This window comes from Streptomyces adustus (assembly GCF_009377175.1).
GTDB lineage: Bacteria > Actinomycetota > Actinomycetes > Streptomycetales > Streptomycetaceae > Streptomyces > Streptomyces adustus.
On the sequence record NZ_VJZD01000047.1, the window covers coordinates 14721 to 27350 of the forward strand.

The window sequence follows — 12630 nt, forward strand, 5'->3', positions numbered from 1 at the left end:
TCCTCGTCACGGCAGCGAGGGAAACTCCGTGAATGAGTGAGCACGCCCCATGATCCGTGCAGTCAGTCCGCGTCGGTACGGACCGAACAGGGATGACGCGCAGTGGCCGGATAGACACCGGGGCCCCGTCTGCGCCGTGCCCACCGGCGACGCTCGCACTGCAATCCTGGCGAAAGCGGTCGACTTGAGGCGATGGAGCCGTTCACGCCGCAGCAGCGCCGGCTGCATACACGCAGGACCTTTCTTCGCCCCACTGATCGCCGACATCACCTGGCTCGCGAATTTCGCGGGAGTGACCTGTCACCCTGGAAGGGACGGTTACCAGTAGTGTCGACGACCACCCACGGCGTGGCCAACAGAGCCAAGCACCCAGAGGATGACTCCAATGACCAACAGGACGATTCCGATCGTCCACAGGATGCCGATTCCCAAGAGGAATCCGACGACAAGCAGGATGACCCCAAGGACAATCATCTTGGCCTCCAGGAGAGATAGACCCTTGCGACCCGACTACCCCGTACTGGAGAAGCAACACGGTCAGGGCCCGTCACTCACCAGGTCAGAGGAGCGGCCCCTGCACAAGTGGGGGTCCTGTACGTCACCGGCATAACCTTCGGTCCTGGCCGCTCCTCGGGGCCCGCACAGGCTCCGCGGCCGCGAGCGGAACCCCGCCGCCCAGACAAGGTCTATACGTTCAGTCGAAGAGTTGGCGTTGTCACATGCCACGCAGCCGGGACCAAGGACAGGGCAAAGACGCCGACTCGCATCGCAACGGTCGCAGCCAAGCTCTTCCCTGAACACTGTGCGAGGACGTTAACAACGAGGTTCCCTGGCTCGTTGGTTGAGGCGGCGGTTAGCAACTGGCGTTCTTCAATTACGCATAGGTGGCGGTTCTCTGCTTGAGGCGATCGCAAGGGGTCTGTCCGCCGTGGGAGCGACGGTAGTTGCAGTAGTCGTCCGGCTCGCGCAGTTCGTCGTTGAAGACCTCGCCGTCGTCTGCCGCCCCCTTTGCCGCGGCCCCGGCGCCGCAGAATCGCGGACGCCCGGCAACCGGTCAGGGTGCGTCGTGATCTTCGACGGCCGACGCCGCGGGCCGCTTGGAGTCGTGTCGGACCAGGATCGAGAGCAGGTCGGCAACGGTGGCCGGGGTGTCCGCGGGATGGCGCAGGAGCGTGTCGGGGGCGACGCGGTACACGTTCGAGCGGCCTTCCCGGACGTGAGTGAGATACCCACCCTCTTCCAGGTCAGCGATGATCTTCTGTACGGCCCGCTCGGTGAGTCGGCAGCGGGCAGCGATGTCGCGGACGCGTGTGGTGCGGTCTTCGGCGATGGCGGCCAGCACCCGGGAGTGGTTGGTGACAAACGTCCAGCCTGAATGCGGTTCCGGCACACGATCCATGACACCAGGATACGAGTCAAGATTCACGCATTCAAAATGCTGAACTGCTTTTCATGTTTTGATTGACGGGTAATGAGCCACGGGGAGATCCTGGGGGTACCCGAAGATGACGGCATGCGCGGGAGCCTGAAATGGTCCATCACCCGACGCCTCCCTCAGGCAAGGGGCCACGCTCTGAGTGCGGCACCGCATTCGCAGCAGCACGGACGCCGGTCTCCTTGAATGTCACCTCGGCCGGCGACCGGCTCGTGGTCACGGTGTCCGGTGAGCTCGACCTGGACTGCACACAGCAGCTGCACCGGACGTTGAGTCATGCGCTCGAGCACGCCGACGCAGACCTGGAACTGGATCTTGCAGGCGTCGCCTTCTGTGACTGCTCCGCGCTCAACGTACTGCTGCACATACGCCGTCTCGCCCACACGGACGCCAAGAGCCTCATCCTGCGCGCCACCAGGCCGGCCGTGAAACGGCTGATGACCCTCACCGACACCCTCCCGCTCTTCGCCCCGGACTCCGCAGGGTCGGACGAAGGTCTGGCCGCCCCCTCAAAACCCGCACATCCGACATATTCATCCAGCGATCTCGCAGCGGAGAACGCGCAACTGCGCCGGGCGCTGCGGACCCGGGCAACGATCGACATGGCCAGAGGCATGCTCATGTCTTCTTTTCATCTGACCCCCCAGCAGTCCTGGCAGGTCCTGGTGACGACATCCCAGCACAGCAACACGAAACTGCACCTCATCGCCAACGCCCTCCTGCAAACCGCCGACGGCCGGACGCTGCCAGACCCCCTCGCCGGGCACCTCGCCACGGCGGTACAGGCACACGGCAACCCGGCGGCTTAGACACGTCCGGATCCGGGCGAACATCCCCTCCAGCGGTCGCGTCCGGGCCGGATCTATTCCGTCCGGCAGTCAGTGATTCCCCACCCGGAAGCGCCCGCACAACCGTCGGCAGAGTCCACCCGCCCGGCCGTCGAGACGCATTTGCACGAGGTGCTCACCCCTTCATGACACCGGGAGACAACCTCGGCCGCGAACCGATGGGGGGCGTGGAGGAGGTGGGCTCCGGCGTACCCGACCTCTCTGTGGGCGACCGGGTCGTGGCGCCGTTCCAGGTCGCCTGCGGCGCCTGGTGGATGTGTCTGCTCGGGCTGCCGACCCAGTGCGAGGCCACACAGGTGACCGGTGAGGCCATGGGCGCCGCCCTCTTCGGCTACACCCGCCTGTACGGCGCGGTCCCGGAGTAACTGCGCGTCCCGCAGGCACAGTACGGCCCGACGATCAAGATACTGATGCGGCCGTGACCGTAACCTGATCCGGGTCACGCTGCCCACCCGCGCAGGCACGTCGTCGCGCGCCGGGGCCGCTACCCACGTATCGCTGCCCGGTACCCGGGAAGGGCTTCGCTCTCCACGACGGCGGAGAACACCGCGCGCGTCGGCCCGCCTTCGAGACCGCGGTCACCTTCGACGCACTCGCACCGTGAAACTCCGGGCACACAGCGTTGCGGAACCGGTGAAGCACCCCACATGACGCACGTCACCCACTACTCACGATAGTGGACGAAAAGCGACATGTTTAGACGCGCATCCATGCCTTGACCTGCGGATTGAGAGCCAGCTCACATAGGGCCTGGACACCCAGAATGCGGTCACAACTAGTAAAAGAGGTCATTGCGGACATCGGTCGGGGCTGGTTGTCTTGAGGACGTCGCCAGGCACCACGGCCCCCCAGGGGTCACGGTGCCTCCGCATGCCAGGACCGACGAGCACCACACGGTCCCCCGCCCGGCGAGCGAGCGACCCCCTGTCCCCGAAGAACGAGGTTCTCTGTGTCCGTCTCCGCCATCCGCCGCATCGCCAGCCCGAAGAAGGCCCTCTCCGTCGTCGCCGTCGCCGCCGCAACCGCGGGCATGGCCCTCGCCGCGGCCCCGGCCCAGGCCAGCACGACGTCCGCCTCCTCCGCCCAGGCGATCGCCCACCGGATGATCCCGGACACGGCCCAGTACAACGCCTTCAACCAGATCGTCACCCACGAGAGCGGCTGGAACCACACCGCCACCAACTCCTCCTCCGGCGCCTACGGCCTCGTCCAGGCCCTGCCCGGCTCGAAGATGGCCACCGCCGGCTCCGACTGGAAGACCAACCCCGCCACCCAGATCAAGTGGGGCCTGGACTACATGAACTCCCGCTACGGCAGCCCCGCCCAGGCCTGGGACTTCTGGCAGACCCACCACTGGTACTAAAACAACCAGCGCCGGACCACATCCGAAGGCGGCGGTCCCCATCCCGGGACCGCCGCCTTCGGATGTGGCGTGCTGCGGCGTGACGTCACACGGGGCTCGAGCGAGATCACGACTGTGCCTGTGCTTCACGGCCCCGATCACTGCCGGCGCCTTCCCGCGCTCCTGACAGTGGCGTGCGCAACGCGCTGTGTCCCCTTGCCCAGGCCGCGCCGATGCGGTCGGCGAGACGATCCTCCAACAGCACGGTGGCCGCGCAGCCGAAGGCGATGTCGGCCTCGAGCGCCGGCTCGTCGGCGAGCAGCCCACCGATGACCTCGTGACGTACGACCTGCTCGTGGACCGCGTCGGCCTCCACGTGTTCGGCGTAGAAGTGCTCGGCTGCCTTTCCCGCCCCGCAGCGATGCATCGCCTTGGCCAGACGCCGGGAGCCCGGGGACGAGGTGACCTCGACACAGGCGAAGTGGCCGACGAGAGCGGCCCGCCGGGCCCGGTGAAGCCCGAAGAGGGACATCAGATTCACGGTGGCGAGCAGGGACGCGGGGGCCTGGTCCAGATAGTGGCCGTACGCGGGATCCAGGCCCAGATCCACCATGAGGTCCGCGAAGAGCCGCGCGTGGATGCGATCGGCGTGGCCGGCGCCGAACTCGTCGTACTCGATCGCGACCATCGCCGCCTTGGCCCGGCCGGTGAGGCGGGGGATCACCCAGGCGTGCGGGTCGGCCTCCTTCAGGTGGTAGAGGGAGCGTAGGGCAGCGTATTCACGTAGCTGCCAGAGCTCCCCCTCGGTCTCAAGGTGGCGGCTGAGGCTGCCGGTGAGGTCGAGGGGCTCCACGAGGAGCGGGGCGAAGGCCTCCTCGACGGTGCGCGGGGCGTCGGACAGCTCGGTGTTCAGGACGTGCATGACGCGGGCTTCCATCGCCTCCCGCAGCCGCAGGAGGTCCGGATCCCATTCACGCGCGTCGGGCACGCCTTCGAAGCCGCGATAGTGGAGCTCGTAGAGGAGGTAGAGCGCGAGCTGGAGGTCCTCACCCCACGGATTGGCCTCCTGTACGGTGCCGATGCCGTACGCCGGGGACCGGTTCGACCGAAGAGCCTCGATCACGGCAGAGGACAGCTCTCCGCGTGCTTCGACCAGGCAGGATCCGCAGTGAGCAGCCGTGGTGTTCGGCCTGGGAGGCGTCATGACGGCTTCCATTCCTCGGTCGGCGAGGCGACTCGCTCACGGCGACGATGACTCGTGTCGCACCATGGGTAGGTGCGACTGCGCCGGCACGTGCAGATCGCGACCATGAAGCGGTCGGACCGGACGATCGTGCCGTCGGCGAGGACGATCTCGACCGGTCCCTCCACCAGGACAGGGCCCTGCGGAAACACAGTCACCCGACGGGCCGGCGCTGCCGCAGGAACCGGTCCCGGAGTGTCATCGGTGTCACCTGGCACGGATGACCACCAGCTCTTCCGTTTCCTCGGCCTCGATGGCCAGGCCCTGCCGCTCCAGCCAGCCCCGCCTCGATCGCAGGACGGGCCCCCAGGGCACCGAGGTCCTCGTGATGACCTCCGCGGCCAGCCCGGCCTCGGTCAGCCGGTCGACGGTCTCCCGGGCCCCGCACATCCCCGAATGCACCATGAGCAGAACTCCGCCGGGGCGGAGCATGAACGGAGCGATCATGCAGATCCGGTTGATCACGTCGCGCCCGTCGGGGCCGGCCTCCCACGCGCGTTCCGGCCCGTGGGAGAGCAGTCGATTCTCCGGGGACGGGACGTAGGGCGGATTCGACATGACCAGGTCGAAGCTGCGGCCCGCGGCGCGTGCCGCGAAATCACCGTGCACGACGTGCAAGGGCACTCGCCGACGACCGGCGTTGAGTCGGGCGCTGGCGACGGCGGGCCATGAGACGTCGACCGCCATGACTCGCGCTCCCCTGTCTGCTGCCTGGAGTGCCAGCACGCCGGTACCCGTGCCGATCTCCAGGACCTCCGTACGGGGCCCCAGGTCCTCGTGGGCGAGAGCCTGGGCGAGCAGGTGGGTGTCCGTCTGCGGCCGGTACACGCCCGGCAGGGTGATCAGACCTGATGGCCGCGTCCCCCGGATCAGGGCCGTGCTGGACACGGTGCGCCTCCTTGCCCGATGCGACGGGCCGACAGTCGCCGACCCCTCACTCCGACTCCCCCCGGAGGATCACTTCATCCACGAATTCGGCGAGCTTCAGACCCCGGACGGGAATCGGCCTTGTGGATCCAGGCCAGATGGGCTGCTTTCCCATGAGCCGCCATCCCGCCGGAACGTGAACGAACACGGCGCCGACCGGTGGCATGCATGCCCTGCTCTCCTGGTCACCGTCGGCGACGGCGCCGGCTTCCCCACCGCCGTCCGCCTCGCCTCCTACGCCGACCTCGCCCCCCCACCAGGCAGTCCGGGACCGCCGTCCACGGCGAACACGCACCCCGAGGCGGAAACCGGCAGCTCGAACGCGCCATGTTCCTCTCCGCCCTCGCCTGCGTGAACGCCGACCGCGCTTCCCCCACCTGTACGGGTGCCTTGCCGGAAGACACGGAAGCACCCCTCCGCAACCGCGGCGTGCGGGCGCCCGAGTCCGGTTCCATGCTGGAAACCAGGGGCGAGACGACGGAGGGAGTGGTGGGGATGCAGACCGTTGTGGATCTCACGCGCTGCCAGGGCTATGCGCAGTGCGTCTTCCTCGCGCCCGAGGTGTTCGAGCTGCACGGCGAGGAAGGGTTGCTGTACGCCACGGCCGTCCCCGACGACCAGGTCGAGCGCGTGCGCCAGGCCGCGGCGGCGTGCCCGGTCCAGGCCATCCTCCTCGGCGAGGAGGTGGGCACCGGTGCCCGGTGACCTCAAGGACGGACGTATGGTCATCGTCGGCGCGTCGCTGGCCGGGCTCAGGGCCGCGGAGGCATTGCGCGAAGAAGGCTTCACCGGCTCCCTGACCGTGGTCGGGGACGAGCCTCACCCGCCCTACGACCGGCCGCCGCTGTCCAAGCAGGTGCTGCTCGGCCAGGCGACGGCGGACACGACCGGACTGCCGACGCGCCGGGACCCGGACGCCGACTGGCGGCTGGGCGTGCGCGCCACCGGCGTGGACCTGCTCGCGAAACAGGTTCTGCTGGAGAGCGGCGAGTCACTGCCGTACGACCGGCTGCTGATCGCCACCGGAACCCGGGCGCGGCCCTGGCCCAACCCGGAGGAAGCCACCCTGGACGGGGTGTTCACCCTGCGCACCCGCGAGGACGCCGGAGGACTGGCCCGTCGGCTGGCCGCCGGACCGGAGCGCGTGCTGGTGATCGGCGGCGGCTTCACGGGCTCGGAGATCGCCTCGGCCTGCCGGGAACGGGGACTGGAGGTCACCGTTGCCGAACGCGGCCCCGCACCTCTGGTGGGGGCGCTCGGTGGCACCCTGGGAAAGCTCGCGGCCGCCATGCAGCGCAACCACGGCGTGGACCTGCGCACGGGGGTGACTGTCACCGCCCTGCGCGGGAACGGCAGCTTCACTGGTGCGGAGCTGTCCGACGGCAGCCGCGTCGAAGCCGACGTGTGCGTCGTGGCCCTCGGCGCGGTACGCAACGTCGAGTGGCTGGCGGAGTCCGGACTGGCGGCGGGTCCGCGCGGGATCGCCTGCGACGCCGGGTGCCGGGCCTTCAACATGTACGGAATCGTCACCGACGACGTCTTCGTGGCCGGTGACGTCTCCCGCTTCCCCCACCCGCTGTTCGGTTACCAGATGCTCTCCCTGGAACATTGGGGCAACGCGGTCGAGCAAGCCGGGGTGGCGGCACACAACATGCTCAATCCGGGGCCCCTGCAGCGCCCGCACCTGACCGTCCCGTCGTTCTGGTCGACCCAGTTCGGGCTCAACATCAAATCGGTGGGCGTACCCACCTACTCCGACCACGTGATCATCGCCCAGGGCTCCCTGGAGGCGCGTCGTCTGGCCATGGTCTACGGCTACCAGGGACGGGTCACCGCCGCCGTCACCGTCGACATGGCCAAGTCGCTCGACTACTACCGGCACCTGATCGAGACGGCTGCTCCATTCCCGCCCCCGCCCGGCGCCCAGGATCGTGCGATCGCAGCCGACATCCCGATTCCGTCCGACGTGCCGGATCCCAAAGGGCTGTCGCACGGCCCCACCGTCGCAGTCACCGGTTACCTGCCGGATCGCCGACTGACGCTGGTGCAGCCCGGCTGACCCACGTCCCGCCCCACCGCAAGGAGCCACCATGGCCTCCGACACCCTGCTGGCCCGGATCACCGACTATGCCAACCGCCCCGACCCCTACCCGCTGTACGCCGAACTCCGCGAGGCGGGGCCCGCGGTGCGGCAGGCGGACGGCAGCTACCTGATCGGCACCTACCACGAGATCGTCCGTCTGCTGCACGACCCCAGGATGAGTGCCGATCCGCGCTCGCGAACCGCTCCCGCTCCGTGCACGGTGAATCAGCAACCGCCGTTCCTGCGGCTCGACGACCCCGAGCACCACCGGCTGCGCAACTCGACCATGCGGCCGTTCGGGCCGCCGCACAGTCCGGGCCGGGTCGACTCCATGCGCGGCGAGATCATCCAGCTGACCAAGGAACTGGCGGAAGTGTTCCAGGAAGGCAAGCAGATCGACGTCGTCGACGACTTCGCCTACCCCCTGCCCGTGACCGTGATCTGCCGCCTGCTCGGCATCCCGCACACGGACGAACAGCTCTTCCAGGACTGGACCGACATGCTCGTCGCGTCCGCCGACATCGGACCCGAAGGTGACACCGCCGAACGGGAGCAGGCCGCCGACCAGGCGCGGCAGGAGATGGGCCTGTACCTGCTCCGACTCGCCGAACAGCGCCGCGGTCGGCCCACCGGCGACATGCTCTCCGACCTCGTCAACGAACCGGACCCGGCCGTACGTCTCAGCGAGGAAGACCTGGCGATCAACACCATCCTGCTGTTCATCGCCGGACACGAGACCACGGTCAATCTGATCACCAACGGTGTCCTCACCCTGTTGCGCCAGCCCGACCAGCTGCACCGTCTGCGCGAAGACCCCGGCCTGCTGCCGCGAGCAGTGGAGGAACTGCTGCGCTACGAGCCACCGGTCCACATGCGCGAGCGGGTTCCCCTCGTCGACATCGACGTCGCCGGCACCACGATCCCCGGCGGCACGTCCGTCATCCTGGCGCTGGCCTCGGGCAGCCGCGACCCCATGCGGTTCAGCGAACCCGACCGGTTCGACCCCACCCGCCCGGACAACCAGCACGTCGGCTTCGGCAGCGGTATCCACCTGTGCTTCGGCGCGCCACTCGCCCGTATCGAAGCCGAGGCCGCACTCGGCGCGCTGATCCCCCATCTCAGCACGGCACACCTGGTCCAGGACCCGCCCCCCTACCGGCAGAACGCCATGCTTCGCGGCCCCCGCCACCTGCCCATCCAACTCTGAGGCCGAGGAGGCGGGAGTCGGCTGGAGAGCCCCTGCTGCGGACTCCCTGACCTGGCGCCGGCTCGACTTCCTCGTCGGGCAGATGCCGGCCTGCACCGTCTGTGGCGAAGCGGCCGGCACGGCTCCCTCTCCGGGGACAACCGCGCCCAGAACCAGGGCTCGCACCCAACGGGAAACGCGGACGGGGCCCGGCAAGCGCCGGGCCCCGTCTTCTCGTAGCGGGGACAGGATTTGAACCTGCGACCTCTGGGTTATGAGCCCAGCGAGCTACCGAGCTGCTCCACCCCGCGTCGGTAATGCCACTCTACACGGTGGTCAAGGCGGGACGGTCGCTCTTCCTCGGTCCACTGACCCTTGGCGGCTTCCTTCAGCTTGCATCCGGCGCAGACCTCCACATCGACGAGGCTCCCTCAGCACACGGCCGCCCCTTGAACGAAAGCGGCCGAAACGGAAGAGTCGGCACGTCGAGCACGTTCATGGCGACCTGGCACAACCAAAGCCATCCGCTGTGAACCGGAACCGCTTGACCTTGTCGCGGCGACAACGTTTCTACTGGTGCCATGAGAATCGGAGAGCTCGCCGGCGTCGTCGGCATCACCACCCGTGCCGTGCGGCACTACCACCGCATCGGGCTGCTGCCCGAGCCGCCGCGCCAGCCCAACGGATACCGTGAGTACACGCTGCGCGACGCCGTCGAACTGGCCCGCGTCCGCCGGCTGACCGAGCTCGGCCTGAGCCTGGACGAAGTCAAGGACGTACTGGCGGACGACCTCGGCAAGGATCTCGTCGAGATCCTCACCGAGCTGGACGCCGACCTGGCCCGACAAGAGGAGGACATCCGCCGGCGCCGCGTCCGCCTGGGCCGACTGCTCGAGCAGGCCGAGCGGACCGGGCGATTGCCCGCCGAGGCCCCGATCTCCCCTGAACTCGCCACCCTCTTCGACACCATGGCCCGTGCCTCGGCGCAGCTTCCCGGACCGGAGCCCGCAATGGCGGCCAAGGAGCGAGAGCTGCTGGCCCTGCTGGAGACCGGCTCGCCGGACGGCGACCGCGACTGGCTCTACGCCATGGGGCAGAGTCTGAGCACCGACGCCGAGGCCGTGCGGCGCACCTACTCGGTCTACGCCCGGATGGACGCACTGGCCGAGGCAGCCGCAGACGATCCACGGGTGGAAAGTACCGCCCGGGCCATCGTCGAGAGCATCCCGCACGAGGCGGTGCAGGCGATCACCGCTGCGGAGGACAAGGGTGGATCAGGTGAGAAGGACGGTTTCGCGGACGCCCTTTTCGCGGAGTTCCCTGCCGCCCAGGCCGCAGCCGCGCGCCGCGCCATCGAGCTGCTCAGGGAGCGTGCCGGGTGCAGACGCTGAGCAAGGCTGTGCGCTGGGCTTCGCCGCGCTCGCATCCTGCGAACTCGCTGCTGTCCACGAGTGGTTGTATCGGGCGCAGTCGCCCGTACCGCTGTCTACAGGCTGATCCAGTAGCGGCGCTTGACGCCCGCCTCGGTGGTGCGAACGTCTTCCAAGACACCACCGTTGCGTTCGATGCTGCGTGCGGACGCGGTGTTGGCGTCGTCGCAGGTGACAAGGACTCGGTCCAGGCCGAGTGCGCGCGCCTCGGGCAGCACGGCCCCGAGAGCCCAGGTGGCCAGGCCGCGCCTTCGGAAGGACGGGCGCACGCTGTAGCCGATGTGCCCGCCGATGTCGAGCAGAACGGCGTTCAGATAGTGCCGCAGATCTATGGCTCCTAGATAGCTGTCGCCCTCGACGATCCACCAATGCGTGGCATGGACGCGCCCTTCTCCCACGGCGGCCGCCCTGTCCGACTGCCGTCGCAGACGTTCGGTCCACTCCGAGAAGACCTCGGGGTCGGCGAGGTCTGCATCCGGCGCGAGACGCAGGCCCGCTCCGTCCTGGTGAGCGCCTGGAGACCACTCGGCCCGGGCCGCGAGCCATGAGGCGTGCAACCGGTGCGTGGGGGCGCTCAGTTCAGGCATGCGGGCGAGGCTAGCACTCGTCCGCCCCCCGTCATCAGGCGGTTTCCGGCGTCGGCCCGGACCTGCCGGTCACCACCATCGCCGCTCCGCTGGACCCGGTATCGGCGCAGACTCCGCGAGTGCTGCACGGGCCGTCGGCGTATTGATGAAGGCTTCCAGGCCGGCCTTGTGGCATCGGTTGATCAGCGCGGAGGCGATGAAGCTGTCGAGCTCGTTGAACCCGCGAAGGTGACCACCGCAGCCTGCATCGCGACTCCTTCATGAACGGCAAGAGATCTTCAGTGTCCCGGGCGCGTTGTTCCGTGGCGAGGGCATGTCAGCGCCTGGCGGCTTGGCTGGCGCGCGTGCTCGAAGCCGGTCGGCGCCGTCGGCAGGTTGCACCGCAGCCGCCGGGCTCGCGGGTACATCACCGGACATCGACTCTCGTCGGAGTCAAGAGGCCTGGCCGCGAAGCTGCTCGATCAGCTCCGTGTCGGCACCGGGGTCAGCGCACCACAGCAAGCGCTCAGGCAGATGTTCGACATGCCGCACGGTCGACCGTGCCGGTTGCGGCATGCATCTTCGAGAAATCGGCAAGGCTGATGGCCAAGGAACACGCCAAGGTGAAGCAGGTCATGGGCAAAATGAAGGAGACTCTCGGCAAGGCCCTGGGCAACAAGTCCATGCAGAAGTCAGGCCGCCGGGAGCAGCTGCGCGCCAAGGCACACGAGATGACCGAACGGGCCACCGACCAGATCCGCAAGCGGACCGGACGCTGCCCTCGAGCCCACGGCAGCCATCAGGCATCCCCGGAACTTGCGCGGACCACTTTCTCGCGGGCGACAGCTGCGTGCCGGGCGGCCGGACACGGATGTCCGACGCGCTTGCGCGAAGGCGTTCACCATCAAGGCGACACAGGTGGGGCCCGCTCGCCCGTCACCGTGCCGGAGGCCGTCCATGAGGGTCAGGCCAACGCCTTGGCGGGGGCGGCGGGCAGACCTCGGAAGTCAGGACATCGCTCTGGCGGCAGCCGTGACCAGCTCGTCCGTCGCCGCGATGGCGGCCTCGCGGCGGGAGGCCGGGTCGGAGTGGTCGGCGGCGTCACGCAGGTTGAACGCGGCCAGGGCCGCCTGCCGAGCCGGCTCGGCCAGGGACTGCTCGAGAACGGACACCGTGACCAGCGGGCCGCTCACGGCCGAGCTCGTGGCGCGGGAGGCCGTGCGGGCTGCCTCGACGGCTTCCTCACTCACTCGGTCCAGGCGCAGGACTTCGCGATGCCACAGAGCCCGCCGGTGGTCGCCCAGGGCTGCCACCAGTTCGCCCAGCGCCCTGCGCAGCGCCTCTTCCCTCTGCTCGGCGCGGGCGGCGTTCTGGGCCATCCGCGCACTCTTGATCTGCAGCAGCCCGGTGAGCGCGCCCCCTAGCAAGGTGCCGACGACAGCAATGATGCTGGACCACATCGCGGCGTCCTCCCCGGACAGCGAGTAGTGAGGCGGCTGTGCGACAGCCGCGGCGTCAGTGTCACCTTCCGGCGTACGTACCTGGGTGCGACACCGAGACGGACGGCGTC

The 12630-nt window shown here is 68.7% G+C and carries 13 protein-coding genes, 1 tRNA gene and 4 pseudogenes; 9 read left to right on the forward strand and 9 right to left on the reverse strand.

Annotated features, from left to right (window positions below):
• Positions 1 to 318 precede the first annotated feature (318 nt).
• Together FNH09_RS48485 and FNH09_RS14390 are read right to left on the reverse strand one after the other, a co-directional pair.
• A complete protein-coding gene (locus FNH09_RS48485) occupies positions 319 to 474 on the reverse strand; it encodes a DUF6131 family protein (protein ID WP_238426673.1) in 156 nt (51 codons plus the stop codon).
• 580 nt (positions 475 to 1054) lie between these two features.
• A complete protein-coding gene (locus FNH09_RS14390; protein ID WP_152887831.1) occupies positions 1055 to 1399 on the reverse strand; it encodes a helix-turn-helix transcriptional regulator in 345 nt (114 codons plus the stop codon).
• Between the two features lie 218 nt (positions 1400 to 1617).
• Here FNH09_RS14390 and FNH09_RS14395 point away from each other — a divergent pair, with 218 nt between their 5' ends.
• From FNH09_RS14395 to FNH09_RS14405, 3 genes and pseudogenes are all read left to right on the forward strand, one after another.
• A complete protein-coding gene (locus tag FNH09_RS14395) occupies positions 1618 to 2244 on the forward strand; it encodes an ANTAR domain-containing protein (RefSeq protein ID WP_238426674.1) in 627 nt (208 codons plus the stop codon).
• A 72-nt stretch (positions 2245 to 2316) separates the two neighbouring features.
• Positions 2317 to 2645: pseudogene (locus FNH09_RS14400) on the forward strand (alcohol dehydrogenase catalytic domain-containing protein); the annotation flags it as partial.
• A gap of 587 nt (positions 2646 to 3232) precedes the next feature.
• Positions 3233 to 3646: an aggregation-promoting factor C-terminal-like domain-containing protein gene (locus FNH09_RS14405; RefSeq protein ID WP_162468578.1), complete on the forward strand. Its 414-nt coding sequence runs from the start codon at positions 3233 to 3235 to the stop codon at positions 3644 to 3646.
• Between the two features lie 106 nt (positions 3647 to 3752).
• Here FNH09_RS14405 and FNH09_RS14410 read toward each other — a convergent pair whose 3' ends face one another.
• The 3 genes from FNH09_RS14410 to FNH09_RS14420 are packed head-to-tail and all read right to left on the reverse strand — an operon-like array spanning position 3753 to position 5756.
• Positions 3753 to 4829 carry an iron-containing redox enzyme family protein gene (locus FNH09_RS14410; RefSeq protein WP_152887835.1) on the reverse strand — a complete coding sequence of 359 codons (1077 nt, stop codon included), beginning with the start codon at positions 4827 to 4829 and terminating at the stop codon, positions 3753 to 3755.
• Positions 4826 to 5086 carry a CDGSH iron-sulfur domain-containing protein gene (locus FNH09_RS14415; RefSeq protein WP_162468579.1) on the reverse strand — a complete coding sequence of 87 codons (261 nt, stop codon included), beginning with the start codon at positions 5084 to 5086 and terminating at the stop codon, positions 4826 to 4828. Before FNH09_RS14415 ends, FNH09_RS14410 begins: the two co-directional genes overlap by 4 nt.
• Positions 5076 to 5756 carry a HemK2/MTQ2 family protein methyltransferase gene (locus tag FNH09_RS14420; protein WP_338017573.1) on the reverse strand — a complete coding sequence of 227 codons (681 nt, stop codon included), beginning with the start codon at positions 5754 to 5756 and terminating at the stop codon, positions 5076 to 5078. The genes FNH09_RS14415 and FNH09_RS14420 overlap by 11 nt, the downstream gene beginning before the upstream one ends.
• A 217-nt stretch (positions 5757 to 5973) precedes the next feature.
• Here FNH09_RS14420 and FNH09_RS14425 point away from each other — a divergent pair.
• The 4 genes and pseudogenes from FNH09_RS14425 to FNH09_RS14440 all read left to right on the forward strand — a co-directional run.
• Positions 5974 to 6173, forward strand: a pseudogene (locus tag FNH09_RS14425) (transposase); the annotation flags it as partial.
• Positions 6174 to 6290: 117 nt separating this feature from the next.
• Positions 6291 to 6500, forward strand: a complete 210-nt coding sequence (locus FNH09_RS14430) for a ferredoxin (RefSeq protein ID WP_152887885.1) — start codon at positions 6291 to 6293, stop codon at positions 6498 to 6500.
• Complete coding sequence (locus FNH09_RS14435) at positions 6490 to 7854, forward strand: FAD-dependent oxidoreductase (protein ID WP_162468580.1); 1365 nt, start codon at positions 6490 to 6492, stop codon at positions 7852 to 7854. The genes FNH09_RS14430 and FNH09_RS14435 overlap by 11 nt, the downstream gene beginning before the upstream one ends.
• Before the next feature lie 31 nt (positions 7855 to 7885).
• Entirely contained in the window at positions 7886 to 9085 is a 1200-nt protein-coding gene (locus tag FNH09_RS14440) for a cytochrome P450 (RefSeq protein WP_152887837.1), read from the forward strand.
• A 216-nt stretch (positions 9086 to 9301) separates the two neighbouring features.
• Here the strand turns inward: FNH09_RS14440 and FNH09_RS14445 are convergent.
• Positions 9302 to 9375 (reverse strand) — tRNA-Met (locus FNH09_RS14445).
• 270 nt (positions 9376 to 9645) lie between these two features.
• Here FNH09_RS14445 and FNH09_RS14450 point away from each other — a divergent pair.
• The gene (locus tag FNH09_RS14450) at positions 9646 to 10455 is read left to right on the forward strand and encodes a MerR family transcriptional regulator (RefSeq protein WP_152887839.1); all 810 of its coding nucleotides are present in this window, start codon (positions 9646 to 9648) and stop codon (positions 10453 to 10455) included.
• Positions 10456 to 10550: 95 nt separating this feature from the next.
• On the opposite strand, the gene FNH09_RS14455 is transcribed toward FNH09_RS14450, so the two are convergent.
• Complete coding sequence (locus FNH09_RS14455; RefSeq protein WP_152887841.1) at positions 10551 to 11081, reverse strand: GNAT family N-acetyltransferase; 531 nt, start codon at positions 11079 to 11081, stop codon at positions 10551 to 10553.
• A gap of 132 nt (positions 11082 to 11213) precedes the next feature.
• Positions 11214 to 11329, reverse strand: a pseudogene (locus FNH09_RS48490) (AraC family transcriptional regulator); the annotation flags it as partial.
• A 333-nt stretch (positions 11330 to 11662) separates the two neighbouring features.
• Between FNH09_RS48490 and FNH09_RS49485 the strand changes: the two are divergent.
• A pseudogene (locus FNH09_RS49485) lies at positions 11663 to 11812 on the forward strand (CsbD family protein); the annotation flags it as partial.
• Positions 11813 to 12067: 255 nt separating this feature from the next.
• Here FNH09_RS49485 and FNH09_RS14470 read toward each other — a convergent pair.
• Entirely contained in the window at positions 12068 to 12520 is a 453-nt protein-coding gene (locus FNH09_RS14470; protein ID WP_152887842.1) for a protein kilB, read from the reverse strand.
• Between the last annotated feature and the right edge of the window lie 110 nt (positions 12521 to 12630).

Coding starts and splice junctions, on each gene's coding strand:
- FNH09_RS48485 (WP_238426673.1), bottom strand. CDS start 474: ATGATTGTCCTTGGGGTCATCCTGCTTGTCGTCGGATTCCTCTTGGGA.
- FNH09_RS14390 (WP_152887831.1), bottom strand. CDS start 1,399: ATGGATCGTGTGCCGGAACCGCATTCAGGCTGGACGTTTGTCACCAAC.
- FNH09_RS14410 (WP_152887835.1), bottom strand. CDS start 4,829: ATGACGCCTCCCAGGCCGAACACCACGGCTGCTCACTGCGGATCCTGC.
- FNH09_RS14430 (WP_152887885.1), top strand. CDS start 6,291: ATGCAGACCGTTGTGGATCTCACGCGCTGCCAGGGCTATGCGCAGTGC.
- FNH09_RS14440 (WP_152887837.1), top strand. CDS start 7,886: ATGGCCTCCGACACCCTGCTGGCCCGGATCACCGACTATGCCAACCGC.
- FNH09_RS14450 (WP_152887839.1), top strand. CDS start 9,646: ATGAGAATCGGAGAGCTCGCCGGCGTCGTCGGCATCACCACCCGTGCC.
- FNH09_RS14455 (WP_152887841.1), bottom strand. CDS start 11,081: ATGCCTGAACTGAGCGCCCCCACGCACCGGTTGCACGCCTCATGGCTC.
- FNH09_RS14470 (WP_152887842.1), bottom strand. CDS start 12,520: ATGTGGTCCAGCATCATTGCTGTCGTCGGCACCTTGCTAGGGGGCGCG.